Origin of the sequence: Sphingomonas ginsenosidivorax, assembly GCF_007995065.1 — a bacterium.
In the GTDB taxonomy this organism is placed as follows: Bacteria; Pseudomonadota; Alphaproteobacteria; order Sphingomonadales; family Sphingomonadaceae; genus Sphingomonas; species Sphingomonas ginsenosidivorax.
The window spans coordinates 3926749-3952766 of sequence record NZ_VOQR01000001.1 but is presented as its reverse complement, the minus strand read 5'-3'; the positions used below and the strand labels follow the sequence as shown (position 1 = coordinate 3952766).

Genomic DNA, 26018 nt, shown 5'->3' with positions numbered 1-26018 from the left:
CTACGCCGCCAGCCGCAACCGGTTCCGCCCTGCCCGCTTCGCCTGGTACAACGCTGCGTCGGCCGCCTTCAGCACCGCATCCGAATCGCCGACCAACGAGGCGATGCCGGCGCTGACCGTGATCCGCGTGCGCTTCTCGCCCAGTGCGAACGCGGTGTCCGCGATCGTCGCGCGCAACCGTTCGCAGACCAGGCGCGCCTGGTCGACGCTCGCGCCGGGCAGGACGATGCCGAACTCCTCGCCGCCGAGCCGCGCGATGAGATCGCCGTCGCGCACGCACCCCCGCGCGATCGTCGCGAAGGTCCGCAGCACGTCGTCGCCGGCCTGGTGGCCATGCCGGTCGTTGACCGCCTTGAAGTGATCGATATCGAAGATCGCGAGGCATCCGCCCTGTTCGGCGCGGTGGATCTCGGCGAGCCGCAGGTCGAACCGGCGCCGGTTGGCGAGCCCGGTCAGCGGATCGGTCAGGGCCGCGCTGGTCAGTTCGGCCTCCAGCTGCTTGCGATGCGAGACGTCGCGCGCCGCGTTGACGATCCCGATCGCCGCACCGCTCTCGTCGGCGACGCCGCGCGAATGCGCCTCGAACCAGCGCAGCGACCCATCCGCCATCCGCGCGCGGAATTCGACGATCTGCGTCACGCCCGGCGTCGCCACCGCCGCCCGGTGCGCGGCCGAGACGGCAAGCCGGTCCGATTCGAGCACGAGGTCGATCGCGTTGCGCCCGATGACATCGTCGGGCGCATAGCCGCCGAGCTGCGTGATCGACGGCGACGCATAGCGGACCGTCCCATCGACGTGCAGGCTCATCACGATGTCGGTCGAATTGTCGGTCAGCAGCCGGTAGCGCGCCTCGCTGTCGCGCAACCGCGCGTACAGCCGGTCGCGCCGCGCCAGGTCGGCCGCGACGGGCAATGCGGTCATCACCGTCGCGGCGAGGTAGAACTGAAACAGGTGCACCCGCGACACGATGTCGCCGCCGACCAGGTTGACCGGCCCGAAGCCCTTCAGCGTCAGCACGCCACCGATCCCCGCCACGCACACGATCGACAGCGCCGCCCCCAGGCGGCCCAGCCGGAAGGTCGCCAGGATCACGGGCAGGATCGGCACGAACAGCAGGGGCAGCGTCTTCTGCAGGAAGACCGCGAGCGTCGTCAGGACGACCAGCATCAACAACGCCGCGCTCTCGGCGATCTGCCGGCGCGACGCCCTGGAGACCGTGCGTCGGACGTTGCCCGACAGGAACATCGCGAACACCGGCATGAAGGTCAGCGTGCCCAGCGAATGGCCGGCGTACCAGCGGACCCAATTGATCCAATAACCACCGCTGCCGACCCAGGCGGCGACCGCGGCGCCCACCGTCGCGCCGATGACGGGCGCCACCACCGCGGTCGCGAAAACCAGGATCGCCAGCCGGCCGACCGGATCGCCGGCCTGATGCCGCCGCTCGAGCCAGCGCAACAGCACCGCGCCCGTCACTGCCTCGACCACGTTGAGCAGCCCGAGCGGCAGCGCCGCCCGCAAGCCGAGCCCGAACGACGCGGTGGCGACCACGCCGGCAAGGCCACAGCCGACGCAGAGCATCACCCAGTCGCGGCGCGGGCTGGTGACCAGCGCCGCACCCAGCACCGCGGTCGCGATCCAAACACAGGCGACGCCGCCGCCGAAGCGAGTCGTCATGACGGCAGCCATCGCGCTGGCGAAGTAGACGGCGACGACAACCGCCGTCCGGCCAATCGACCTGACAGAGAGTTCCATGATCGCGATGCTACCCCGACGAAGTTAACTGATCTTTGCCCGCCGCAAGACACGCAGGACAGATACGGGTCGGCATGGCGCGCGGATGCGGTTAGGGGACCGGAATGGCGACGCTCGACCCGCACCGTACCGATCTTGCCGCGCTTCGGGCGCGCGACCGGCTGCGTTCGCTGCGCCCCCGGACGGGCGTGGACTTCTCCTCCAACGACTATCTCGGACTGGCGCAGTCACCGCGGCTGCGGGCCGCTGTCGCCGATGCGCTCGCGCGCGGCGTTCCGGTGGGATCGGGTGGTTCGCGCCTGCTGCGCGGCAATTGCGACGAGCACGAAGCGCTGGAGGACGAGGCCGCCCGGTTCTTCGGCAGCGAGGCCGCGCTCGTCTTCGCCAGCGGGTTCGCCGCCAACACGACCCTGTTCGCGACATTGCCGCAGACCGGCGACCTGGTCGTCCACGACGCGCTGATCCATGCCAGCGCGCACGAAGGCATGCGGCTGGGCCGCGCGACCTGCGTGTCCGCCGCGCACAATGACGCCGATGCCGCCGAGGATAAGATCCGCGACTGGCGCCGCCGCGGTGGCACGGGCACGCCGTGGATCGCGGTCGAGAGCCTCTACAGCATGGATGGCGACCGCGCGCCGCTCGCCGCGCTCGCCGTCGTCGCCGAGCGCCACGACGCCGTGCTGCTGATCGACGAGGCGCATGCGACCGGCGTGCTTGGCCCCGACGGCCGCGGCCTGACCGCGGAACTCGCGGACCGGGCCTCGATCATCACGCTCCACACCGCCGGCAAGGCGCTCGGTTGCGAGGGCGCGCTGCTGTGCGGTCCGCCGACGATGCGCGATTTCCTGGTCAATCGTGGGCGCGGCTTCATCTTTTCCACCGCCCCGTCGCCGCTGATGGCGAGTGCGGTGCGCGAATCGCTCCGGATCGTCGCCGACGAGCCCGCGCGACGCGACCGGCTCCGACAGCTGGTCGCGTTCGCCGAACGTAAGCTGGCGCCGTGCGGCGTCGCGCCGAGCGGATCGCAGATCCTGCCGCTGGTGATCGGTGACGACGCCGCGACGATGCGGCTGGCGAGCGCACTGCAGGCGGCCGGCTTCGACGTCCGCGGCATTCGTCCGCCCACCGTGCCGGTCGGCACCTCGCGGCTGCGGATCTCGCTGACGCTGAACGTCACCGACGCCGACATCACCGCATTGGCTGATACGCTGGAGAGCCTGCAATGACCCGCACGTTCGTCGTCACCGGGACCGACACCGACATCGGCAAGACCGTCTTCGCCGCGGGGCTCGCCGCTGCGCTCGGCGCTTCCTACTGGAAGCCGATCCAGGCGGGGCTCGACGGCGGCGGCGACTTCGATACCGTCGCGCGGCTCGGCGTCGCGCGGATCGTGCCCAGCGCCTATGTGCTGCAGACCCCGTGCTCGCCGCACCGTGCCGCCGAGATCGACGGAGTCGCGATCGACACCGAACGCCTTGCGCTGCCCGTGGTCGACGGATCGCTGGTGGTCGAGGGAGCCGGCGGCGTGCTGGTGCCCGTCACCCGCGACCTGGCCTTCGCCGACCTGTTCGCGCGCTGGCGACGCCCGGTCGTGCTGGTCGCGCGCACCGGGCTCGGGACGATCAACCACAGCCTGTTGTCGATCGAGGCGCTGCGCGCGCGCGGCGTGCCGATCCTCGGCATCGCCTTCATCGGCGACGCGGTCGAGGACAGCGAGGCGACGATCGCCGCCATCGGTGGCGTGCGGCGGCTGGGGCGGCTGCCGCGGCTCGACCCGCTCGACGGCGCCACGCTCGCCGCGGCGTTCGCCGATGCGTTCGACTTGGGCGATTTCGCATGAGCGCGGTCTGGCATCCGTTCACGCAGCACGGGCTGGGCGAGCCGATCCCGCAGGTCACGCATGCCGAGGGCGCGATCCTGCATACCGTCGACGGGCGGCGGATCGTCGATGCGATCTCGTCCTGGTGGGTGACGACGCATGGCCATTGCCACCCGCGCATCGTCGCCGCGATGCGTGAGCAGGCCGAGCGGCTCGACCAGATCATCTTCGCCGGCTGGACGCACCAGCCTGCCGAGGACCTGGCGCAGGGGTTGCGCGCGATCATGCCCGAGGCGTTGACGCGCGTATTCTTCTCCGATTCGGGATCGACCAGCGTCGAGGTCGCGCTGAAGATGGCGCTCGGCTACTGGACCGCGCGCGGCGAGCCGCGCCACCGCATCGTCGTGCTCGAACACAGCTATCACGGCGACACGATCGGCGCGATGTCGGTCGGCGCGCGCGGCGTCTACAACCAGGCCTATGCGCCGCTGCTGTTCGACGTGGCGACGGTGCCGTTTCCGTCACCGGGCCACGAGCAGGCGACGCTCGACGCGCTGGAGCGCGCCTGCGCTGACGGTGCGGCGGCGTTCATCGTCGAGCCGCTGGTCCTCGGCGCGGGTGGGATGCTGTTCTATCCGGCACACGTCCTGGCGCAGATGCGCGCGATCTGCGCTGCCGCGGGCGTACTCTTCATCGCCGACGAGGTGATGACCGGGTGGGGCCGGACCGGCACGCTGCTCGCCTGCGAACAGGCCGGCGTCGTGCCCGACATCCTGTGCCTGTCCAAGGGGCTGACCGGGGGCGCCGTGCCGCTGGCGGTGACGATGGCGATCGAGCCGATCTTCGAGGCGCACTGGAGCACCGACCGCGCGCGGATGTTCTTCCATTCGTCGAGCTACACCGCCAACCCGCTCGCCTGCGCGGCGGCGAACGCCAATCTGGCGATCTGGCGCGACGAGCCGGTGCTCGAACGCGTCGCCGGTCTCGCCGCGCGCCAGGCGGCCGGCCTTTCGACGCTCGCGACGCTGCCCGGCGTCACCGGCGCCCGCGCGTTCGGCACGATCATCGCGCTGGAGCTCGGCGGCAACGCGGCCTATCTCTCCGAACTCGGCCCCCGCCTCCTCGCATTCTTCCGCGACCGAGACCTGCTGTTGCGCCCGCTGGGCAACACCGTTTACGTCATGCCCCCCTACAGCATCACCCCTTCCGACCTGGACCGCGTCCATGCAGCGATCGGAGAAGCCTGCGCCGTACTGGCCGGCTGACCGGGCAGGTCACCAGGATGCGGATGAGTGAAGGCGATGGCGGCCCGGGCGTGTAACGCCGTCATCGGAGGCGCGGCGTCCACCGGGACTAGGCGCTTCGATCAAAAGGAGAGCCGCTGGTTGGGCAGTGCGGGGGAGAGCGTCTCGCTCATCCCCCGCGCGGTCGTCCGGCCGGTGCCGGTTTTCCCGGCGGCACCACTCCTGCACGTTTCTTTTCTTGTTACGGCTAGCGACGGCACGGCCAGCATGCGCCAAATCGAATCAAAAAAAAAGGCCGGTCGTGAGACCAGCCAAAGTTTTTAGGAGAGGATGCCTGAAAGGCACGCTCCTTGTGCATCGCAGCACGCTAGCTCGCAAGTGCAATGCGCCTCATTACAGTTGCACTAAATGCAATCGCGCCCAGATGATGGTACTGGCGCACGCTAGAATTTCCTGCCGATCGTCCCCCGCAACGTCCCGACCCGGCTGCCATTGGCCAACAGTCCCCCGAGATCGACGCCGAACGTCCAGTCGGTTTCGGTTTGCAGACCGATACCGAGCTCGAGGTTGAATTCGTCGCGCGGCCAGCGGTCGCCCTCGACGACGCGCGCCAGTCCACCAAGATCTGCGTAATCGAGCCATTGTCCGCCCTGCCCGCGGTAATCGTGGCGCCATTCGAAGCGGAGCCGGGGGCTGACGACCCCCAAGTCGATCGGCCGGTACATCGCGCCGCGCCCACCGAGGACGCTCGACAGCGAATCCAGCGTGCGGCGGCCATAAGCGAGGTCGTACAGGCCCGCCCCCGTCTCGCGATACGCGTCGAGCGTCGCGGCTAGATATTCGACGCGGCCATAGGCCGAGACCATGCCGCCAGGCCCCTGCCGATCGAGCCCTCCAGCCAGCGAACCGAACCGCATCGTGCCGTCGCGGTGCCCGACGCCGATCCCGCCATTCGCCGCGAGCCGCCGGCTGTCGAAATCGACGCCTCCATAGCCGATCACGCCGTCGACGAACGTCCCCGGCAACGGCGCCAGACTGCCATACAGCGCGCCGACCCAGGTATCGCCGTCGAGCCGCGCATCGCCCTTGCCGATCCGGGTCCGCTGGCTGCCATAGCCGCCGCCTATCCCGACCGTCAGCGTGTCGGCTAGCTTGATGTCGCTTCCCGCACTCAGTCCGCCGCTCGTGACGTCGAGGTGGACGCGTCGCGTGGTCGCGTCGCGCGACCCGACCGTGATCGCCCCGCCGCTCCAGATCGCGATTGATCCGATCCTGCGGTCACCACCTCCGGCCGCAGCGGCTGCCGAAGACCCGCGCGGGTAACCGCCCTGCGCGCCCAGGACGCCCGGCGCCGTCGCCTCGGTACGCGACGGCGTTGCGGCGCCGCGCCCGGAGCGTCCGCTGCCGGTTCCATCTCGGTTACCGATTCCGACCCTATCATCGAGCCCGCCGTACCCGTCCGATCCGAACCCGGCCAAGCCGGTGGGTGGGCGGCCATACGCGCCATACGCGGCCTCCGCACCGGCGACTTCGGTTGCGTGCTCCATCTTGAGCGCCGTCTCGCGGTCGATGCCGCTGGGCGGATAACCGCCATAGCCGCCGTACAGGCCAAACCCGTTGGTGAAGCATACCCCGAACGGCCGCGCGGTACTGCTCGCGCCGCCGCCGTGCAGCGCCTCGTTGCGGCGGGCGAAATTGCCGAGCTGCGTGGCCGCGAAGCTGCGCGTCGCTTCGGCCTGCGCCCCGACCAGCCCGCGCACCAGCGGGTCGGCAGCGGGATCCGCACGCGCCGTGACCGTGACCGTGGCGGTCGCCGCCGCGGACGTCCCGACCGCGTTGCTGAGGGTATAGGTGACGACGATCGTACCGCTATAGCGCGGCTCGGGCGTGATCCGCATCTGATAGGTGCGGGCGTCGACTACGCCGCCTTCGATCAGCGCCGCCGTCGCCGCGCCGGACGGGTTCACCGAGACGATTGCCGCTCCGGTATAGGGCGCGCCCCGCGCCTGTGTCGTGAGGTCGACCGTCACCGGCACGTTCTGCCCGGTGCCTGCCGTCAACGTCGGTGCGACCGGCGGCGATCCGAGCACCGTGATCGCGATGGTGGCCGGAGCGGAACGCCCTCCCGGTCCGAAGGCGACGAAAGTGAAGCCGTCATGGCCGCGATAGCCGATCGGCGGGGTATAGGTGGCCACCACGATCGGTTGCCCGCCCGCGCCACCCGCCGGCGTCGTCGCCAGCGTCACCGTGCCGCGGAGTGGCGGCGTGGCGAGATCGATACTCGTCCACACGCCGCTGACCAGGCCGGACAGGGTGACATCGACGGACCGCGTGCCGCCGGCGGGGCTCGTGACGGTGACCGACGTCCCGGCGGCGATCGGGGCCGGCGGCGCGGCGATCACCAGCGTGTAGGTGCGCACGGCCGACGCAGGCGCGGCACCGGTCGAGCTGTCGGTCGCGGTGATCGCGATCGCGAAGCTGCCGCTCTGCGTCGGCGTTCCGGCCAGTTCGCCCGTGGCGGACAGCGCCAGCCCTGCCGGCAACGCCCCGCCCGTGCTCGCGTAGCGATACGGCGCAGCGCCGCCGCTGGCGGACATGGTCGCGGAATAGGCCATGCCCTGTTGTCCCGCCGCCAGCGAGTCGGGCGCGATCGCGATCGCCTGCACGCCGACCGTGATCGTCACCGTTGCCGCCGCCGACACGCCCCCGGGGCCGGTGGCAGTATAGGTGAAGCTGTCCGCACCGTAATAGCCGGCCGTGGGAGCGTAGCGCACCACCTCGCCACTGACGCTCGCGGTGCCATGCAACGGCCCGCTGGCGATGGCGATACCGGTGTGTACGCCTGCGATCGCTCCCGAGAGATCGATGCCGGTCGCGGTGCCGTAGGCGGTGGTGACCGATTGGTCCGCCGCGGTCGGTACCGCCGGCGGCGTCACCGTGACCGTCACCGTAGCGGGCGCAGACGTACCGCCCCCGTTGGACGCGGTGTAGGTGAAGCGATCGGTCCCGGCATAGCCGGGCGCGGGCGCGTAGGTCATCGACATCCCGCCGGCGACGGCAGCGCCGTGCGCGGGCGGACTCGAGACCGCGACCCCGACGGCGGGAGGCCCGCTCAGCTGCAGCGGAACCGGCGTCGGCCCCGCCCCGTATTTGGCGGTCAGGGTGGTATCCACGGCAATCGGCTGCACCGCCGCCTTGACCCGGACGGTATAGTCCTGCGTGGCGGCATAGGGTCCGCTGCCGCCCGAACTGTCGGTCACGGTGACGCCGAAGGTGAAGCTGCCGCCTGCGAGCGGCGTCCCCGACAGCGTCCCGTCGGCGGCGAGCGCCAGCCAGGCAGGCAGTGCGCCAGCGGTCACCGCATAGGCGTAGGGTGCGGTGCCGCCGCTCGCGGCGATACTCGCGACGTAGGTTGCCCCGACGGTCGCGCCCGTCAGCGTCGCAGGGGCGGGCGTCAGCGTGGTCGTGGCTGCGCCGATCGCCAGCGTGTAGCTGCGCGTTCCGGCATAGGGTCCGTTACCACTCGAACTGTCGGTCGCGGTCACGGTGAACGTGAAGCTGCCGCTCGCGCTCGGCGTACCCGCCAGTGTGCCGCTCGCCGACAGGCTCACCCCGGACGGTAGCGCGCCCGCGGTGACCGCAAAGGCATTGGGCGCAGCGCCGCCGACCGCTATGAGGGTCTGGCTGTATGCGGTTCCCACCCGTCCCGCCGGCAGGCTCGCGGGTGCCAGGATTACTGTCGGAGCCGCCACGACCAGCGTATAGGCGCGCGAGGCGCTATAGGGTCCGCCGCTGCCCGCCGCGGTTGCGTCGGTCGCGGTGACGGTGAAGCCGTACGTGCCGGCCGCGGCCGCGGTCGCGGTCCCCATGAGCGTCCCGTCGGCGGCGAGTGCCAGCCCGGCGGGCAGCGCGCCCGCGGTAACCGTGTAGGCGTAGGGCGCGGTACCGCCGCTCGCGGTGAGGCTGGCGCTATAGGCCACCCCCGCGGTCGCGTTCGCGAGCGTCGCAGGCACCAGCGTCAGCGTCGGCGCACCGATGGTCAGCGTGTAGCTACGCGTCCCGGCATACGGCCCGCTGCCGCTCGAACTGTCGGTCGCAGTCACGCTGAATGCGAAGCTCCCGTTCGCACTCGGCGTCCCTGCGAGCGTGCCGCTTGCCGACAGGCTCAACCCGGCCGGCAGCGTGCCCGCGCTGACCGCGTAGCTATAGGACGCCGTGCTGCCGGTCGCGAGAAGCACCTGACTGTACGCGGTGCCCGTCTGCCCCGCCGGCAGGCTTGCCGGCTCCAGCGAAACGGCCGGTGCTGCAACGACCAGCGTATAGCCCCCCGCGCCCGCGAAGCCGCCGGCGTCGGTCGCGGTGATTGTGACGCCGAAGCTGCCACCCGCGGTCGGCGTGCCGGACAGCGTCCCGTCGGCGGCGAGCACCAGCCCGGCGGGCAGCGCGCCCGCGGTCACCGCATAGGCGTAGGGCGCGGTGCCGCCGCTCGCGGCGATACTCGCACTGTAGGTTACCCCGACGGTCGCGCTCGCCAGCGACGTTGGCGTCAGCGCCAGCGTCGGTCCGCCGATCCCCAGCGTGTAGCTGCGCGTCCCTGCATAGGGCCCGCTGCCGCCCGAACTGTCGGTCGCGGTCACGCTGAAGGGGAAGCTGCCGCCCGCGCTGGGGGTCCCCGCAAGCGTGCCGCTCGCCGACAGGCTCAACCCGGACGGGAGTGCACCCGCGGTGACCGCGAATGTGTAGGGTGCGGTGCCCCCGATGGCGAGGAACGTCTGGCTGTATGCCACCCCCGCCTGCCCCGCGGGCAGTCTGGCCGGTGCCAGCACGACAGTCGGTGCCGCCACGACCAGCGTATAGACGCGGGATACGCTGTACGGCCCGCCGCTCCCGACCGCGGTCGCGTCGGTCGCGGTCACGGTGAAGGCGTATGTGCCGCCCGCGGTCGTGGTTCCCGACAGCGTGCCGTCCGCGGCAAGCGTCACCCCGGCGGGCAGTGCACCCGCGGTCACCGCATAGGCATAGGGCGCGGTGCCGCCGCTCGCCGTAATCCCGGCATTGTAGGCCACCCCGACAGTCGCGTTGCCCAGCGTCGCAGGTGCGAGCGTCAAGGCCGGTGCGGCGATCGCCAGCGTGTAGCTGCGCGTCCCGGCATACGGCCCGCTGCCGCCCGAACTGTCGGTCGCGGTCACGCCGAAGCTGAAGCTGCCGCTCGCTTCGGGCGTACCCGCCAGCGTCCCACTTGCCGACAGCGTCAATCCGGACGGCAGCGCGCCCGCGATCACCGCATAGGTGTAGGGCGCCGTGCCGCCGGTCGCGGTGATCGTCGCGCCGTACGCGGTCCCCGCCTGGCCCGCGGGAAGGGTCTCAGGTGTCAGCGTCACGGTCGGTGCCGCAACCGTCAGCGTATAGTCGCGTACGCCCGTGAAGCCGCCGGCGTCGGTTGCGGTGATCGTGATGCCAAAGCTGCCGCCGGCAGTCGGCGTGCCCGAGAGCGCGCCGGCGCCGGACAGGGCCAGGCCTGGCAGGTCGCCCGACGTGATGGCGAAGGAATATGGGCCGCTGCCCCCGCTTGCCGTGACCGTCTCGCCGTACGCGACGCCGACCGTCGCGGCGGGCAGCGTCACGGGCGCCACGACGATCGTCGGGGCGGCGACGCTCAGCGTATAGTTTCGCGTACCCGAAAACGGCCCGACGCCGGTCGAACTGTCCTGCGCCGTCACGTCCACGGAGAAGCTGCCGGCCTGGGTCGGCGTGCCCGACAGCGTCCCGTCGGCCGCCAGCGCCAGGCCCGTCGGCAGGCCCGTTGCGGCGAAGGCATAGGGCGTCGCGCCGCCCGACGCGGTCAGCGTCTGGCTATAGGCCGTCCCCGCCTGCCCAGCCGGCAGCGTCGAGGGCGCGATGGCGATCGTCGGAGTGCCCACCGTGATCGATACCGTCGCGGCTGCCGAGGTGCCGCCGGGACCGGTCGCGGTGTAGCTGTAGCTGTCGGGCCCGGCATAGCCCGCGGTCGGCTGGTAGACCGCGGTCTGGTAATTGCCCGGCGCACCGGGCGTGAGCGTGCCGTGGACCGGACCAGCCCCGAGCGTAACGACGGTGTAGCTGCCGCTGATCGATGCCGACAGGTCGATCGTCGCGGACTGGTTGTAGCCGGTCGACACGCTGCGCGACGCCGCCGTCGGCGCCGCGACATAGGTGAAGCCGTTTGCGAGCGTTGCCGTGCCGCCCGCCGTCACGACCGCCACCGCGACGGTCCCCGCCGCATAGCCGGGTGCTGCGGGCGCCGTCGCGCTGATCTGCGTCGCGCTGTCGACGATAAAGCCCGTCGCCGCGACCCCGCCGACGGTCACCGCGGTCGCACCGGTGAAGTTCGTCCCCGTGATCACGATGCCGGTGCCGCCCGCGATCGGCCCCGATGGCGGCGCGACCGACGACAGAGTGGGCGCGGCGGCATAGGTGAAGACGCCGCCAAGCGTCGCCGTTCCGCCGGGTGTCGTCACGCCGATCGCGACCGGCCCCGCGATACCCGCCGGTGTCGTCGCGGTGATCTGGGTCGCGCTGTCGATCGTGACGGCAGTCGCGGCGGTGGCGCCGAACGTGACCGCCGATGTGCCGGCGAAATTCGTGCCGGTGATGACGACGGTGGTCCCGCCCGCGGTCGGCCCTGTGGTCGGTGTCGCCGCGGTCACCGTCGGCGGACTGGCATACCCATAGGCGCCCGCAAGGACGCCGGTGCCGCCGGTCGTGGTGACGCTGATCCCCACCGTCCCGGTCCCCGGCGGCGAAACCGCGGTGATCTGCGTCGCGCTGTCGATCGTGACGGCAACCGCGGCGGTGGCGCCGAACAGCACGGTGCTGCCGGCGACGAAACCGTTTCCGGTGATGACCACGCTCTGCCCACCGGCAGACGGCCCGGTCCCCGGCGCGACCGCCGACACGGTCGGCGCGGCGACATAGGTATAGGCGTTCGCCAGGCTGCCCGTCCCGCCGGGCGCAGACACTGCGACCGTGACCGGTCCCGCGGGCTTCGCTGGCGTCGTCGCCGTGATCTGCGTCGCACTGTCGACCGTGAACGTCGCCGCCGCGGTCCCGCCGAAACTGACCGCGGTCGCGCCGGTCAGGCCGGTCCCGGTAATGACGACGCTGGCGCCACCCGCCGCAGGACCGCTGACCGGCGCGACCCCCGTGACCGAGGTCGGCGACGTGATCGTCACGGTCGCGTCGTACAGGACCGACGGCGCCAGATAGCTGGCCGGCCCGCCGCCATAGATATCGAACGTCCCGATCTCGCCGACCGTGATCGGTGTCGTCGGGGCCGATCCGATCGTGACGATCTCGACCTGCCCCCCGAGCAGCTGGGTCGCAGGCGACGATGCCGAGGGCGTGATCGAGAAGTTGCCGCCGCTGCTACTGTAGCTGAGCACGTTCCCGGTGGCGGTGAACCGCACCGAATATCCCGTCCCGAGCCGAACGATGGTACCGTCGCCCTTGATGAAACGCCCTCGTGCGGTCGCTCCCGAGATGCCGGCTGCGGTCTGGAGGTCACCGGCCTGGAAGATGATCTGATCGCCGCCGGTCGCGTTGACGCGAAGCGTGGACAACTGGCCCGACCCGGCGCCTCCGGTACCGTAGACGACGCTGTAATGGGTCTGTGCCTGGGCGATCGTCGCGCCGGCGAGAAGCAGCCACGCAAGGACGAGCGTCACGACGATCCGCCGGACCACCCCCACGATACCGTCGCCCGCGCATCTGCGCGGCGTCATGCCCGCTGCCCCCATGCCCGACACTTCGCCTCCCCAACGCCGTGCTCGCCCCCACCTGCGATCACAACAACGTTGCGCAACCCGTAGCGACAGATGCACGACTAATCCATGACATCGGTCGGTTACCGACCAGTAACTTCGACTATACCACCAATACAATATCGACTGCTTTCCTTACCCTTTCTATTCTTATCATAGATTACTCCATTACAGTGCAAATTCGTTTGGATTAGACTTGCTTGATTAAAAGGGACCCGGCATCTGGAGTGTCGGTAAACCCACTTGATCCGTACGAACTATATCGTCTCAAGCACTGGGATCGAACGGCAGGGGAGCGCGGCGTGTCCGACTATTTCATGGGCCAGATCATGATGACCGGCTTCCCGTTCGCGCAAAGGGGTTTCGCGCAGTGTAACGGCGCTCTTCTTGCGATCCGGCAGAACAGCGCACTCTTCTCCTTGCTTGGCATCGCCTATGGCGGCGATGGACAGGCCACCTTTGCCTTGCCCGATCTGCGCAGCCGTACCCCGACGGGCGGAGGGTTCAGTTCGGCCGATGGCGGCTGGCAACCGCCGACGATGCCGCTGGGCGCGATCGGCGGGGTCGAAACGGTGACCCTGATGCCGGATCAGATTCCCCGCCACAGCCATGGGCTTGCAGCCACGTCGGATCAGGCGACCACCTCGTTCCTCGAAGGCAATGAGTTGCTCGCGCAGACGACCAACGGCGCAACGCTCTACGGCGCGCCCAGCAATCTGGTCCCGCTAGGCGGCGGTCCGTCGTCGATGACGGGATCGGGCGCGCCGCATCCCAATATGCAGCCCTATTCGGTGATCAACTTCAACATCGCGCTCTCTGGGATCTTTCCGTCGCGCAGCTAGGTCGACCCCGGGCTGCGTACCGACGGACTCGTATCCGGCGACCCGCCGGCAGGAAGGATGGACGATGAGCGACTGGTTTGTGGGCGAGATACGCATCCTTCCCTATTCGCGCGGCGCACCGTTGGGCTGGCAGCGCTGCGACGGGTCCCTGCTGACGATCAGCGAGAACGAGGTCTTGTTCATCCTGATCGGCACCATCTATGGCGGCGACGGCCAGATAACGTTCGGCGTGCCCGACCTGCGCGGGCGTGTTCCGGTCCATCAGGGGACCGGACGCGGCCTGACGACGCGAACGCTCGGCGAATTGGGCGGCTTCGACTCGGTCACGCTGACGGTGCCGGAGATGGCCCGCCACGCGCATGCCATGATGGCATCGACCGATGTCGGCACCGCGTCGGCGCCCGCCGACCTGGTCCTGGCCACTGTACCGGCCGCCGCGGACGACCAATTCTATGCGACCGCGCCAGCAGGGGTGACTACGGTGCCGTTCCCGACGTCGATGGTCCGGTTGTCGGGCGGCAACCAGGCGCATGACAACACCGCGCCCACGCTCTCGCTGCAATATTGCATCGCCACCGTCGGCGTCTTTCCGACCCAATCCTGATCGCCGCACGACGACCGCCTCCGGCTCATCGATCCAGTTAGGACATTCCCGTGACCCAACCCTTTCTCGGCGAAATCCAGATCTTCGGCTTCGGTTTCGCGCCAGCAAACTGGGCGTTCGCGGCGGGACAGACCTTGCCGTTGCAGCAAAATACCGCGTTGTTCTCGCTCTACGGCACCAATTTCGGGGGGAACGGCTTCAGCACGTTCCAGTTGCCGAACCTCGCCGGGCGCCAGGCATGCGGTTCGGGCCAGGGGCCGGCCACGCAGCCGCGGCAGTTGGGCGAGCCATTCGGCAGCTACGACGCGACGCTGACGATCGACGAGATGCCGATGCACAATCACGTCTTCTCCGATTACCAGCCGGACGGATCGCTATCGACGACCCCTGCGGCGTCCTCTGCGATCGGCTATGCCGCACAGGAGAATTTCCTGGCGTTTGCGGCACCCGGCACGACGGTTGCATTCAATCCCGTCGCGGTCAGCGTAGCGGGCGGCGGCGTCGCGCATCCGAACAGCCAGCCCTATCTGGGGCTCACCTATGCGGTCGCGCTGGTCGGCACGTTTCCGCAATTCCCCTGACTATGGCGACGCCCGCGCGCGATCCGTTTCCCGTCGCGGCGCCACCCCCGCCCGACTGGACCCTGCGCGCGACCGGGATCGCGCTACGGCCGGCGAGCGATGCGGACATGCCGTTCCTCGAGCGGCTGTACGCCGCATCGCGCGCCGACGAACTCGCGCACGTCCCCTGGACCGCGGCGGCCAAGGCGGCGTTCGTCGCCAGCCAGTTCGCGCTTCAGCACCGGCATTATACCGCCGGCGGGTCGACCACCGATTTCTGGATCGTCGAACGGCATGGCCACCCCGCCGGGCGGCTCTACGTCGATCGCGCGCCAGCGATGTGGCACCTCGTCGATCTCCTGCTGGCGAGCGTCGCGCGCGGTCGCGGCATTGGGTCGGCGCTGCTCGACTGGCTCCAGCAATCGGCGCGCGCCTCGGGTGCATCGGGCATCGACCTGCACGTGCTCATACCCAATATGCGCGCCGCCGCGCTGTACGCACGCCATGGCTTCACCCGCGTACCGGATCACAGCCAGACGCATCGACGGATGATCTGGCGGATCAGTTGAACACCGCCTGATACAGCACGCCCGCCGGATCGCGGCCGATCGGCACCAGGAATATGCCGTGCCGGCCGAGCGTCGCATTGGCGAGCGAGTAGATCTTCTGCGGCAATACGACGTGCGACGCCGCGCGAAACACCAGCGAGAAGGGGTGTCGCAGCCCGCCGGCGCCGTGCGACAGCGGTTTCGCCTCGACCAGCGCGAGCGCCACCGACGCGGTACCGAGATCGAGCGCGAACTCTTCACCGACCGCGGCGGCGAAGTTCTGCAGCGACAGCATCGTGTTCACACCGCATCACTCCGTCCAAGAGATCAGCGCCGTCCGAGCCGGCACCGCGACTGTCCGGCCGCAATGCTAGGCGATCGTGCGCGCGCGATCAATTGCGCGCGCGTACCGTTAATGCTTGATCGTACCGTACCATCGCCGCCCCGCCTCTTCCGATACGAGACAAGGCGGCGATCGCCGGGATCCTACATCTTGAATCGCGCGCCAGCCAGGAACGTGCGGCCGAAGTGGTTGTTCTCGTAGTTCCGGTTGGCATCGAGATCGGTGTAGCGATCGCGATATTCGTCGGTCAGGTTGGTGCCCTCGAGCGAGATCTCCAGGCTCGGCGTCAGCTTGTAGCGCACCGACGCATCGACGTTGATCGTCGAGTTATACCCTTCGAACACGTTGCCGGTCGCGCTGTTCTGGTCGACATAGGGCCCGCGATAGCTGATCGAGCTGCGCGCCGAGAACTTCGCGTCCTCATAGTACAGCGTGCCGTTATACTGGCGCTTCGACAGGCCGAACAGCGTGCCCTTCCGCGACACCGAGACGTTCGGACCGAAGGTGCACGCCGCCGCCGGGGTCGCGCCGGCGACGCACGGGTTCACCGTCGGCCCCTGCACCGTGTAGGTCGCGGTCGAATCGATGAAGGTCGCGTTGGCGATCGCGCCGAAGTTCTTGAGGAAGCCCGGCAGGAAACGGAACGTCGTCTGCAGCGCGATCTCGACGCCCTTGAGCGATGCGCCCGAACCGTTGACCGGCGAGGTGATCGTGTAGAGCTGGTCGGCATTCTGAGGCAGCGCGGCCGGGCTCGACGGCGGGATCACCGATCGCGGCAACCCGGTCGATTCGAACGACCCGCTGACCGATTGCGATACCGGGAAGCTCTCGACCTTCTTCTTGAACGCCGCGACTGAGAAGATCGACTGCGGCGCGAAATACCATTCGGCGGCCAGATCGAACGCGGTGGCGCGGAATGGGTCGAGCTGCGGATTGCCGAAGGTGACGCGGTAGTTGAAGCCGTCGACCGATCCGCCGGGGGTCAGGTTGCCCAAAGTCGGCCGCGTCAGCACCTTCGAGATCGCGCCGCGCAGGATGACGGTGCTGGTCGGGAACAGCGCGACGTTGATCGCCGGCAACCAGTCGTCGTAGCTGCGCGCGATCGTCACCGCGAGGCCGTTGTTGAGCCCGGTCGAGCTCTGCGCGGTGTGCACGTAGCGGACGCCGGCGTTGGCGGCATAGTCGAGCCCGAGGACCGAGCCCTTCACGTCGACCTCGCCGTACCCGCCGGTGACCTCTTCGCTGACGCTGCGGATGTTGCCCGCGTCGGCGACCTTGGGCCGGTTGTAGAGCCCGGTGAACGCCGCCGACGCGTCGATGTTGGGGATCAGGAAGGCGTTGGTGTTGCCACTCGGCTGGCCGGCCTTGCCGACCGTGAACGTCTCGCCGAGGTTGCCTGCTGGATAGCCATAGACCGCGGTCGGGCCGAACAGCGACGCCGCCGAACAGGTGATCGTGCCGAGCACCACGTCGCGCCCCGCCGCCGGGCAGATGACCGCATCGCGGGTATAGGCTTCGGTATCGAACGAGAATTTGCGGTAGAGCCCGCCGAGCTTGAGCTTGAAGCCCTCGGCGACGTCATATTCGGTGCGCAGCTGCGCGGTGCGGAACTTGTTGACCGTTTCCGACGGCCGATCGCGAATTTCGGCGAGCTGGAAATTGGCCGGATCGGTCACGCTGGTGCCGAAGGTCAGCAGTGGACTGCGCGAATTGGTATAGTCGTAGCGGTAGCCGGTGGCGTCGCGGTCGTCGAACACGAAGGTCGTCTCGACCGGGATGCTCGCGGTCGACTTGGAGAAGCCGCCCATCAGCGTGAAGCGCAACCGGTCGGTGACGTCCTGGTCCCAGCTGCCGCCGAGCTGGTAGAATTCGGTCTTCGACTTGCGCAGATAATGTTCGGTCCGGACCCAGGCGTCGTTGAGCGTCGCCGCGATCAGGTTGTTGTTGTTGTCATACTGGACGTTACTGAGGTCGATCGAGCGTTCGTTCGAGCGCAGCAGCACCTCGCCCCATTTCTCCTCGCGCGTTTCCTTGAACCGCGAATAGAGGCCGTCGATCGAGATCTTGGTCGCGTCGCTCGGCGACCATTGCACGCTGCCGGTGATGCCCAGGCGTTCGCGGCCGTGGAAGATCTCGCCGTAACGCGGGATACGCGGGTGGAAGGCGAGCGCCGCCTGGTCGCACGCCGCGCTCGGCCGGTAGAAGCCGCCGGCATTGGCCACCCGCGTCGTGCCGGTGTTCGAATTGAAGAAGCACGGCGTGCCGTTGACCGAATCGAACCGCGCCTGTGCCCAGCGCGTCGTGTTGTTGCCGAGTTCGAGATTGTCGGTCTTCGAATAGGCCGCCGATACCGACGCGCCGAACGTGCCGTCGGGCGACTTGAACGACAGCAGCCCGGCGAGCCGCGGCCGCGTGTTCTTGCTGAGGTCGTTGTAGCTCGCCTGCGCCGAGGCGACGAAGGTGAAGCCTGCCTTGCCGCCGAGCGGGTTGCCGGTGTTCAGGTCGACCACCGCGCCGAGCGAGCCTTCGTCGAGCGACGCCTCGGCGGTCTTGTGGACGACGATCGAGTTGAACAGCTCGGACGCGAACACGTTGAAATCGAACGCGCGGTCGCGGTTGGCGCTGGCGCCGTCGGTCGAGGTCGCGACCGTCTCCATGCCGTTGACCCGGACGCGAGTGAACTGCGCGCCGAGACCACGCACGGTGATCGCGCGGCCCTCGCCCGCGTCACGTTGGATCGAGATGCCGGGGATGCGCTGCAGCGATTCGGCCAGGTTCTGGTCGGGGAATTTCGCGATATCCTCGGCGACGATGGCGTCGACCGCAGACACCGACTCGCGCTTGACGTTGAGCGCGGCGTCGAGCGAGCGGCGGAAACCGGTGACGACGATGTCGGCGTCGGAGTCGGCATCGACGGTTTGCGGTGCCGCGGTCGTCGCGGCGGGATCGTTGGCGCCCTCGGCAGGCGCAATCGCGGTCTGTGCAGGCGAGGGATCGGTCTGCGCGGGCGTACCCGGGGTCGCCGTCTGGGGGATCGCCGCGGCCTGCGCGAACGCGCTCGCCGGCAGCAGGAGCGACAGCGCCAATGCGGTGCCGGAGACACCGGAAAGGCGGGAGAACCGCCGCGAGGCCGTTGCGAAGTCTGTCATATATCCATCCCCTTCGGCCGAAACCGTTTTTGCACCGCATGCTTCGCCCGTCCCGGAGGACGACGAACCGGCGCAAACGATGCGGAAGGGGATAGCGTGGCGGCACGTCCTGCCATTCATCCCCTCCTGAGCCGCCGGGTTATCCCGGTCGTGCCCACCGATTCCTTACCGAAGCAGGTAACCGGTGTCAGCCATGCTTACGGACGATCCCGGTGTCAACATCGCGTCGTCGCAAACGGACGGGAGCATCGGTGCTTCGGGTCACGCTCAATCCTCCCCCGCAAGAGGGAGGATGAAAGGGCTCAGGTCCCCGGCTGGATGTAGGGCACGCGCGCGAACAGCTCGCGCTGCCAGCGCCTCGGGTCGTTCTCGACATGGCTGCGCGTGTCGAAGACCATCGTCGCACGCGTCCGCGTGTCGTAGCGCGACCAGCGCGGCAGGCCGGCATGGTTGGGGTCGCCGGTCGCGGCGAACGCGACGAAGCTGTCCTGCATCGCCTTCGACGCCGCGCGCGCGTCCGCGGCAGTGCCGGTCTGCGATCCCGCCGCGCCGAGTGTCCCGAACACCAGCGGGATATCCATGGTGTGGAACGCCCCGCGGCGCGGCTCGGTGCGTGAGGCGAAGTCGACCTGATAGACGAACGCCGGCGCACCCGCCGCCGCGCGCGCTTCCGCCTCGATCACCTGTCCACGCCAGCTGCGCCCAGCGGTCGTCGCATCGTAGAAGATGTCGGTCGGCGTCCAGTCCGGGTAGCGCGCGCGGTACTGCGCCACGACCCATTCGGGGAGGATATCGATCTTCAGCTCGGGCGCCATGCGATCGGCGAGGTTGCTCCAGTCGAGCCCCTTCACCTTGGGCGAATCCGGCCCCAGGAACCCGCCGGTCTCGCGGTGCGTGTTGCCGAGCATCATCGGGATGCTAAGCGATTGCCGGTTTGCATCGGGCCAGAACGGGTGCCGCGTCAGCCAGGTCATGTCGAGCACCGGCCCGAAATACACCCCTCCGCCGAGGATCGGATCGATCGCCGACAGCCCCTCGACCAACCGCTCGACCGGCATCGCGAGCAGCGGCGCGAGATCGCTCTCGCGGACCCCGAGCTTCGCGAGATAGGAGCGCGCGCGCGCGGTGGCGTTGAGCGGGCCCGACGCGGTGACCTGCTGCCCGCTCATCGTCGCGGCGCGCTGGAACAGCCCGGCCGCGGCGGGCATGCCCATCATCGTCGCGATCTTGGCGCCGCCGCCAGACTGGCCGAACACCATGACGCGGGCTGGATCGCCACCGAACGCACCGATGTTGTCGCGCACCCATTTGAGCGCGAGGATCAGGTCGAGCTGCCCGGCATTGCCGCTGTCGGGAAATGCCGCGGACAACCGCGCGAGATAGAGATAGCCGAACGCGTTCAGCCGGTGGTTGACGGTGACGACAACACAATCGCCGCGCGACGCCAGCGCCTGCCCGTCATTGAGCGGATCGGTGACGCTGCCGTTCGAATAGGCGCCGCCATGGATGTAGAGCAGCACCGGCTTCTTCGCGCGCGCATCGGCCGCAGCGGTCCAGATGTTGAGGAACAGGCAGTCCTCGGACTGCGGGGCATAGGCGCCACCCTGCGGCGCGACCGGGCCGAACGCCGTAGCCTGGACGATACCGCCAGCGCGGCGCTCCGCGATCGATGCCTTGAACCGCTGCGCCCGGCCATAGCGGATGCCGAGGAAGCGCGTGACGCCGCCTTCGGTGATACCCGCAAACCCGCCGGCTCTGGCCTGCACAGGTGCGGCAATGCCGCGCCCGGCGATCAGCGCGGCGCCGACGCCCCCCAGCGCCGCGCGCCGCGTCCAGCCGTCAGCGGCGGACATCCAGCCCGCCGGCGAGGTACGCGTCGATATCGACCTGGCGGAACAGCGAGGCATCGCCCGGCAGCGAATGCTTGAGCGCCGCGAGCGCTAGCCCCGTGCGTGCCGCGCCGGCGCTGTCCTCGCCTGAGCGCAACGCGTGGAGCACGCCGCTCGCGAACGCGTCGCCGCCGCCGATCCGGTCGACGATCCCGGCCAGCACGACCTCGTCGGTCTGCGCATGGCCCGCGCGCGTATCGACGCGCGCCGACAGCCGGTGCAGGTCGACATGCTCGACATGCCGCGCGGTCGAGGCGACCGTCTGCAGCTTCGGGAAGGCGTCGAACGCGGCCTCGACCGCCTCGCGCCGGCGATCCTCCGCGCCGCCCGGAAACTCGCGGCCGAGCAGCAGCGCGATGTCGCGGTGGTTGCCGAACATCAGGTCGGCATGCTCGACGAGCTCGGTCAGGATCGCGCGCGGGTTGGCGTCCCAGCGCTCCCACAATTTGCCGCGCCAGTTGCCGTCGAACGACACCGCGATGCCGCGCTCGCTGGCGGCACGGACCGCGGCGAGTGCGCTCTGCGCCGGCACCGGCCCGAGTGCGGGCGTGATCCCCGAGAGATGCAGCCGGTCGACGCCGTCAAGCAGCGTGTCCCAGTCCCACGCGCTGGTCGGTGCCTGCGCGAACGACGACCAGGCGCGATCGTAGATCACTTCGGTCGCGCGCATGCCGGCGCCCGAGGTGACGAAATACAGCCCCATCCGCTCGCCGCCGAGCGCGATGCCTTTGGTGTCGACGCCGTGGCCGCGCAGGGTCGTCACCGCCGAGCGGCCGAGGTCGTTGTCGGGCACCATGCTCGCAAAACCGACATCATGGCCGAGTTTGGCGAGCTGAGTCGCGACGTTCGCCTCGGCGCCCGCGACCCACACGTCGAGCTTGGGCGTCTGCAACAGCAGCTCGCGCCCGGGGGGCGACAGGCGGAGCATGATTTCGCCGAAAGCCAGTAACTTCGCCACTCTATCGCTCCTTAAACCTCGCCCTCACCCATCGCCGCTCCCTCTCCCATCGGGAGCAAGAAGGGGCCCGCCCGGCGGCAGCCGGGTGGGAAGGGTGAGGCGACCTGCTCTGATCAGCGCGCCAGCCAGCCGCCGTCGACCGCCAGGATATGCCCCTGCACATAGTTTGCCGCCGCCGACGACAGGAACACCGCCGCGCCGCCGAGGTCGCTCGCATCGCCCCATTTGCCCGCGGGGATGCGGCCGAGGATCGACGCGTTGCGCTCCTCGTCGGCCTGCAGCGCCGCGGTGTTGTTGGTCGCGATATAGCCCGGCGCGATCGCGTTGACGTTGATGCCCTTCGACGCCCATTCGTTGGCGAGCAGCTTGGTGATGCCGCCGATCCCCGATTTGGACGCGGTGTAGCTCGGCACGCGGATGCCGCCCTGGAAGGTCAGCATCGACGCGATGTTGACGATCTTGCCGCCACCGTTCGCGATCATGTGCCGCCCGGCCGCCTGGCACAGGAAGAACACCGACTTGAGGTTGGTGTCGATCACCGCATCCCAGTCCGCTTCCGAGAAGTCGACCGCGTCGGCGCGGCGGATGATGCCGGCATTGTTGATCAGGATGTCGAGGCCGCCGAGCTTGGCGATCGTCTCGTCGACGACGCGCTGGACGGGTTCGATGGACGAGAGATCAGCCGAGACGATCTCCGCCTTGCGGCCGAGCGTGTGAATCTTCGCGACGGTGTCCTCGGCGGGGGTGCGGCCGACACAGGCGACGTCGGCGCCGGCTTCCGCGAGCGCGACGGCGATCGCCTGGCCGATGCCGGTGTTGGCGCCGGTAACGACGGCGACCTTGCCGGTCAGATCGAAGGGATTGGTCATAAAATACCTCATTCCCCTCCCGCTCGCGGGAGGGGTTAGGGGAGGGCCTGTCGGGAGGCGCCGCGGGAGGACAGCCCCTCCCCCCAGCCCCTCCCGCAAGCGGGAGGGGGGCTTTACGCCAGCTGGCAGATGTCGAGGACGTTCATGTCGGTATAGTCCTGGTTCTCACCGGCCATCGCCCAGATGAACGCATACGCCTTGGTGCCCGAGCCCATGTGCACCGACCAGGGCGGGCTGATCACGGCTTCCTCGTTCGCGATCACGATGTGACGCAGCGCCTCGCCTTCGCCCATGTAGTGGAACACGCGGTCGTTCGGGCCGTCGAGCTCGAAGTAGAAATAGATTTCCGAGCGCCGCTCGTGGATGTGCGGCGGCATTGTGTTCCAGACGCTGCCCGGCTTGAGCACGGTCAGGCCCATGACCAGCTGTGCGCTGTCGCAGATGCCGGGGATGACCATCTGGTGGATGGTACGCTCGTTCGACTCCTCGAGGCTGCCGCGCTCGAGCGTGGTCGACTGCGCGACCGAGACGACGCGGGTGGTGAACGCCTTGTGCGCCGGGCACGACGCCAGATAGAAGCGCGCGCCGTCGCCCGAGAACGACACGTCGGTCGCGCCCATCGTGACGTACAGGCAGTCCTTGTTGCCGAGCGTGAACGTCTCGCCGTCGACGGTCACGGTGCCTTCGGTGCTGCCGACGTTGACGACGGCGAGCTCGCGTCGCTCGAGAAACGGATGGCCCGCAGCCGATGCCGGCTCGGTCTGGTGCGGCAGCGCGACGCTGCCGTTCGACACCGCGACGCCGCCGATGACCATGCGGTCGGCATGCGTGTAGTTGAGGACGCACTCACCGTCGCGGAACAGGTCCTGGATCAGATAGCGGTCGCGCAGTTCGTCGTTCGAGACGCACTCCATCATGTCGGGGTGCGTGGCGTAATAAGTGCGCTCGTACATGGTCAGCTCCGGTCGATGCGACGCGCCGCGTTGGGGCGTCCGGGAAGGGGATAGGCAGTCAATTACATATATTGGAATGCTATCCCACCGTCTTTTCGTCGATCCGGTAGGCGCGGCGGACGAGTCCGGTGGTCAGGTCATATGCGAGTTCGGCCGCTTCCCAGTCGGCGATGCGGTGCTCGGCGACGAGCCGCGCGAGGAAGCCGCAGTCGACGCGGCGCGCGACGTCGTGACGCGCGGGGATCGACAGGAAGGCGCGGGTGTCGTCGTTGAACCCAACGGTATTGTAGAAGCCCGCGGTCTCGGTGGTCTGCTCGCGGAAACGGCGCATCCCCTCCGGGCTATCGTGGAACCACCAGGACGGCCCGAGCTTGAGGCACGGATAATGGCCCGCAAGCGGCGCGAGCTCTCGCGCGTAGGTGCTTTCGTCGAGCGTGAAGAGGATGATCGACAGCGTCGTGCTGGTCCCGAACCGGTCGAGCAACGGCTGCAGCGCATGGACGTAATCGGTGCGCGTCGGGATGTCGGCGCCCTTGTCGCGACCATGTGTCGCGAACAGCCCGGCATTGTGGTTGCGCGACGAACCCGGATGGATCTGCATGACCATGCCGTCCTCGACCGACATCGCCGCCATCTCGGTCAGCATCTGCGCGCGGAACAGCTCGGCATCGGCCGGAGTCCAGTCGCCGCGCGTGACCTTCGCGAACAGCGCCTCGGCCTCGACCGCGGACAGGTTCGCGGTAGCGGCGGTCGGGTGGCCATGGTCGGTCGCGGTGGCGCCGGCGGCGCGGAACGCGGCGCGGCGCTTGCGGTGCGCGGCGAGATAGCCGGTCCAGCTATAGACGTCCTCGCCCGTCAGCTCGGCGAAGCGCGCCATCGCTGGCCCGAACGCCTCGTGCTCGACGTCGATGACGCCGTCGGGGCGATAGGTCGTGACCACCCTGCCCTGCCAGCCCGATTCGCGGATGCGGGCATGCGCGGCGAGATCGTCGTGCGCGCCCTCGGTGGTCGCGAGGAAGTCGATGCGGAACCGCTCGAACAGCGCGCGCGGGCGGAATTCAGGGGTCGCGAGCTTCTGGGTGATCGTGTCGAAATAGAGGTCCGCGGTCGACGCCTCCAGCGCGACGTCGAAGCCGAACACGTCCGCAAACACATGGTCGAGCCACATCCGCGACGGCGTGCCGCGGAACAGCGTGTAGTTCTGCGCGAACAGCGCCCACGCCGCGCGCGGATCGGTCGCGGGCACGCCGCTCAGCCGCGGGATCGCGAGGTCGTCGAGCGCGATCCCCTGGCTGTAGAGCATCCGGTAGAGATAATGGTCGGGCGCGAGCAGCAGGCTGGTCGCGTCGGTCCATGCCGCGTTGTCGGCGAACCAGACCGGGTCGGTATGGCCGTGCGGGCTGACGATCGGCTGGTCGGCGATCTCCGCGTACAGCGCGCGGGCAATGTCGCGCGTGGTGGGATCGGCCGGGAACAGTCGGTCCGGATGGAGTTCCAGTGGCCGTGCCATCATTCGTCCTCTCGTGCCGGGCGCATCGCCCATGCTGTTGCGACGCCGCTGGTAAGCGGTGTCAGTTGGTCGCGCAACCCGTCACGACGGCCGTCAGGACGGATCGTCCGACGGTGTAGCCGCGGTCGCCGCCGGGCTCGCCTGCGGGGGCGCGACCGAGGCGCGGCGGATCAGCGTCGAGAGGAACAGCGACGGCTCCTCGACCTCGGCAGGCATGCCGTCCTCGCCTGCGATCAGCTTCAGCGCCGCCGATCGTGCCATCGACGTCATCGGCCAGCGCACCGTGGTCAGCGGCGGCCAGACGTGCGCCGCGATCGGCGTGTCGTCGAAGCCGATGATCGACAGGTCGCGCGGAATGTCGAGCCCGCGCTGCCGCGCCGCATGGATCACGCCCGCCGCCATCTCGTCGTTGGACGAGAAGATCGCGGTCGGCCGCGGCGTCAGGTCGAGCAGCCGTTCGGCCGCGACCAACCCTGAATCGAACGTGTAGTTGCCGTCGGCGATCATGCTGCGCGGCAACGGGATCCCCGCATTCGCCATCGCATCCTCGAACCCCAGCCGGCGTTCACGCGCCGATCGAAAGCCGTGCGGCCCGCCGACCAGCCCGATCCGGCGATGCCCCTGTGCAATCAGATAGTCCGTCGCCGCGCATACCGCCTCGCGGTCGTTCGACGCGACCATGTGATCAGTGTCGTCGAGCGCCACCGACCCCATCCGGACGTAGCGGCAGCCGATCGAATCGCACAAAGCCGCAACCGAGTCGTTCTCGCTGATCGGCGGCATCAGCAGCACGCCGAACAGCCGCTGGCGCTCGAGGAAATGCCGCAGGTCCTGCAGCATCGTCGCCGACCCGCGATCGAGCGGCCGCACCACCATCTCGAATTCGCTGCCGCGCAGCGCCTCGAGCATGCCCTGCTGCACGTTCATCACGGTCTGCGCGTTGGGGTTGTCGTGCACCAGCCCGATCAGGAAATTGCGCCTGAGCGCGAGGCCGCGGGCCTGCGGATTGGGGATGTAGCCGATCTCGCCGATCACGTCCTCGACGCGTTTCCGGGTATCGCCGTTGAGCAGCGGCGAGCGGTTGATGACCCGGCTGACCGTCTTCTTTGAAACCCCCGCCAAACGGGCGACGTCGTTGATCGTGGGTTGGCCGGTCTTCTGCATGACGCTAAGGCA

17 protein-coding genes are annotated in these 26018 nt (G+C 69.1%); 7 read left to right on the top strand and 10 right to left on the bottom strand.

Translation table 11 applies throughout. The features are described from left to right. Positions 1 to 1755 carry a sensor domain-containing diguanylate cyclase gene (locus FSB78_RS18125; RefSeq protein ID WP_147078875.1) on the bottom strand — a complete coding sequence of 585 codons (1755 nt, stop codon included), beginning with the start codon at positions 1753 to 1755 and terminating at the stop codon, positions 1 to 3. Between the two features lie 104 nt (positions 1756 to 1859). Here FSB78_RS18125 and FSB78_RS18120 point away from each other — a divergent pair, with 104 nt between their 5' ends. The 3 genes from FSB78_RS18120 to FSB78_RS18110 are packed head-to-tail and all read left to right on the top strand — an operon-like array spanning position 1860 to position 4839. Then, positions 1860 to 2981 (top strand): 8-amino-7-oxononanoate synthase, encoded by a 1122-nt coding sequence (locus FSB78_RS18120; protein ID WP_147078873.1) that lies wholly within the window; start codon positions 1860 to 1862, stop codon positions 2979 to 2981. Then, positions 2978 to 3595: a dethiobiotin synthase gene (gene bioD / locus FSB78_RS18115; protein WP_147078871.1), complete on the top strand. Its 618-nt coding sequence runs from the start codon at positions 2978 to 2980 to the stop codon at positions 3593 to 3595. The genes FSB78_RS18120 and bioD overlap by 4 nt, the downstream gene beginning before the upstream one ends. Then, complete coding sequence (locus FSB78_RS18110; RefSeq protein ID WP_147078869.1) at positions 3592 to 4839, top strand: adenosylmethionine--8-amino-7-oxononanoate transaminase; 1248 nt, start codon at positions 3592 to 3594, stop codon at positions 4837 to 4839. Before bioD ends, FSB78_RS18110 begins: the two co-directional genes overlap by 4 nt. Positions 4840 to 5261: 422 nt before the next feature. On the opposite strand, the gene FSB78_RS18105 is transcribed toward FSB78_RS18110, so the two are convergent. Beyond that, complete coding sequence (locus FSB78_RS18105; protein WP_158638038.1) at positions 5262 to 12578, bottom strand: putative Ig domain-containing protein; 7317 nt, start codon at positions 12576 to 12578, stop codon at positions 5262 to 5264. Positions 12579 to 12919: 341 nt separating this feature from the next. Between FSB78_RS18105 and FSB78_RS18100 the strand changes: the two genes are divergently transcribed. The 4 genes from FSB78_RS18100 (at position 12920) to FSB78_RS18085 (ending at position 15192) form a co-directional block, all read left to right on the top strand. Beyond that, positions 12920 to 13459, top strand: a complete 540-nt coding sequence (locus FSB78_RS18100) for a phage tail protein (RefSeq protein WP_147083917.1) — start codon at positions 12920 to 12922, stop codon at positions 13457 to 13459. A 64-nt stretch (positions 13460 to 13523) separates the two neighbouring features. Continuing rightward, complete coding sequence (locus tag FSB78_RS18095; protein ID WP_147083916.1) at positions 13524 to 14063, top strand: phage tail protein; 540 nt, start codon at positions 13524 to 13526, stop codon at positions 14061 to 14063. Positions 14064 to 14113: 50 nt separating this feature from the next. Beyond that, on the top strand, positions 14114 to 14644 hold the full coding sequence (locus FSB78_RS18090; RefSeq protein WP_147083915.1) for a phage tail protein: 531 nt from the start codon (positions 14114 to 14116) through the stop codon (positions 14642 to 14644). A gap of 2 nt (positions 14645 to 14646) precedes the next feature. Continuing rightward, a complete protein-coding gene (locus FSB78_RS18085; RefSeq protein ID WP_147083914.1) occupies positions 14647 to 15192 on the top strand; it encodes a GNAT family N-acetyltransferase in 546 nt (181 codons plus the stop codon). Here FSB78_RS18085 and FSB78_RS18080 read toward each other — a convergent pair. From FSB78_RS18080 to FSB78_RS18045, 8 genes are all read right to left on the bottom strand, one after another. Continuing rightward, positions 15185 to 15466, bottom strand: coding sequence for a DUF6916 family protein (locus FSB78_RS18080; protein ID WP_147084312.1), 282 nt, complete (start codon positions 15464 to 15466; stop codon positions 15185 to 15187). The genes FSB78_RS18085 and FSB78_RS18080 overlap by 8 nt on opposite strands. A gap of 191 nt (positions 15467 to 15657) precedes the next feature. Next, complete coding sequence (locus FSB78_RS18075) at positions 15658 to 18663, bottom strand: TonB-dependent receptor (protein ID WP_147083913.1); 3006 nt, start codon at positions 18661 to 18663, stop codon at positions 15658 to 15660. Positions 18664 to 18965: 302 nt separating this feature from the next. Further along, on the bottom strand, positions 18966 to 20516 hold the full coding sequence (locus FSB78_RS18070; protein WP_147083912.1) for a carboxylesterase/lipase family protein: 1551 nt from the start codon (positions 20514 to 20516) through the stop codon (positions 18966 to 18968). Then, positions 20503 to 21510, bottom strand: coding sequence for a sugar kinase (locus FSB78_RS18065; RefSeq protein WP_147083911.1), 1008 nt, complete (start codon positions 21508 to 21510; stop codon positions 20503 to 20505). The genes FSB78_RS18070 and FSB78_RS18065 overlap by 14 nt, the downstream gene beginning before the upstream one ends. 113 nt (positions 21511 to 21623) lie before the next feature. Beyond that, a complete protein-coding gene (gene kduD, locus FSB78_RS18060) occupies positions 21624 to 22379 on the bottom strand; it encodes a 2-dehydro-3-deoxy-D-gluconate 5-dehydrogenase KduD (RefSeq protein WP_147083910.1) in 756 nt (251 codons plus the stop codon). A 113-nt stretch (positions 22380 to 22492) separates the two neighbouring features. Continuing rightward, positions 22493 to 23332: a 5-dehydro-4-deoxy-D-glucuronate isomerase gene (gene kduI, locus FSB78_RS18055; RefSeq protein WP_147083909.1), complete on the bottom strand. Its 840-nt coding sequence runs from the start codon at positions 23330 to 23332 to the stop codon at positions 22493 to 22495. Positions 23333 to 23411: 79 nt separating this feature from the next. Then, positions 23412 to 24842, bottom strand: coding sequence for a glucuronate isomerase (gene uxaC, locus FSB78_RS18050; protein WP_147083908.1), 1431 nt, complete (start codon positions 24840 to 24842; stop codon positions 23412 to 23414). Positions 24843 to 24935: 93 nt separating this feature from the next. Further along, a complete protein-coding gene (locus FSB78_RS18045; RefSeq protein WP_147083907.1) occupies positions 24936 to 26006 on the bottom strand; it encodes a LacI family DNA-binding transcriptional regulator in 1071 nt (356 codons plus the stop codon). Between the last annotated feature and the right edge of the window lie 12 nt (positions 26007 to 26018).

Bases quoted from the DNA above. Each gene is read 5' to 3' on its own strand.
- FSB78_RS18125 (WP_147078875.1), bottom strand. From the start codon at position 1,755: ATGGAACTCTCTGTCAGGTCGATTGGCCGGACGGCGGTTGTCGTCGCC.
- FSB78_RS18120 (WP_147078873.1), top strand. From the start codon at position 1,860: ATGGCGACGCTCGACCCGCACCGTACCGATCTTGCCGCGCTTCGGGCG.
- bioD (WP_147078871.1), top strand. From the start codon at position 2,978: ATGACCCGCACGTTCGTCGTCACCGGGACCGACACCGACATCGGCAAG.
- FSB78_RS18110 (WP_147078869.1), top strand. From the start codon at position 3,592: ATGAGCGCGGTCTGGCATCCGTTCACGCAGCACGGGCTGGGCGAGCCG.
- FSB78_RS18105 (WP_158638038.1), bottom strand. From the start codon at position 12,578: ATGACGCCGCGCAGATGCGCGGGCGACGGTATCGTGGGGGTGGTCCGG.
- FSB78_RS18095 (WP_147083916.1), top strand. From the start codon at position 13,524: ATGAGCGACTGGTTTGTGGGCGAGATACGCATCCTTCCCTATTCGCGC.
- FSB78_RS18085 (WP_147083914.1), top strand. From the start codon at position 14,647: ATGGCGACGCCCGCGCGCGATCCGTTTCCCGTCGCGGCGCCACCCCCG.
- FSB78_RS18080 (WP_147084312.1), bottom strand. From the start codon at position 15,466: ATGCTGTCGCTGCAGAACTTCGCCGCCGCGGTCGGTGAAGAGTTCGCG.
- FSB78_RS18075 (WP_147083913.1), bottom strand. From the start codon at position 18,663: ATGACAGACTTCGCAACGGCCTCGCGGCGGTTCTCCCGCCTTTCCGGT.
- FSB78_RS18070 (WP_147083912.1), bottom strand. From the start codon at position 20,516: ATGTCCGCCGCTGACGGCTGGACGCGGCGCGCGGCGCTGGGGGGCGTC.
- kduD (WP_147083910.1), bottom strand. From the start codon at position 22,379: ATGACCAATCCCTTCGATCTGACCGGCAAGGTCGCCGTCGTTACCGGC.
- kduI (WP_147083909.1), bottom strand. From the start codon at position 23,332: ATGTACGAGCGCACTTATTACGCCACGCACCCCGACATGATGGAGTGC.
- uxaC (WP_147083908.1), bottom strand. From the start codon at position 24,842: ATGGCACGGCCACTGGAACTCCATCCGGACCGACTGTTCCCGGCCGAT.
- FSB78_RS18045 (WP_147083907.1), bottom strand. From the start codon at position 26,006: ATGCAGAAGACCGGCCAACCCACGATCAACGACGTCGCCCGTTTGGCG.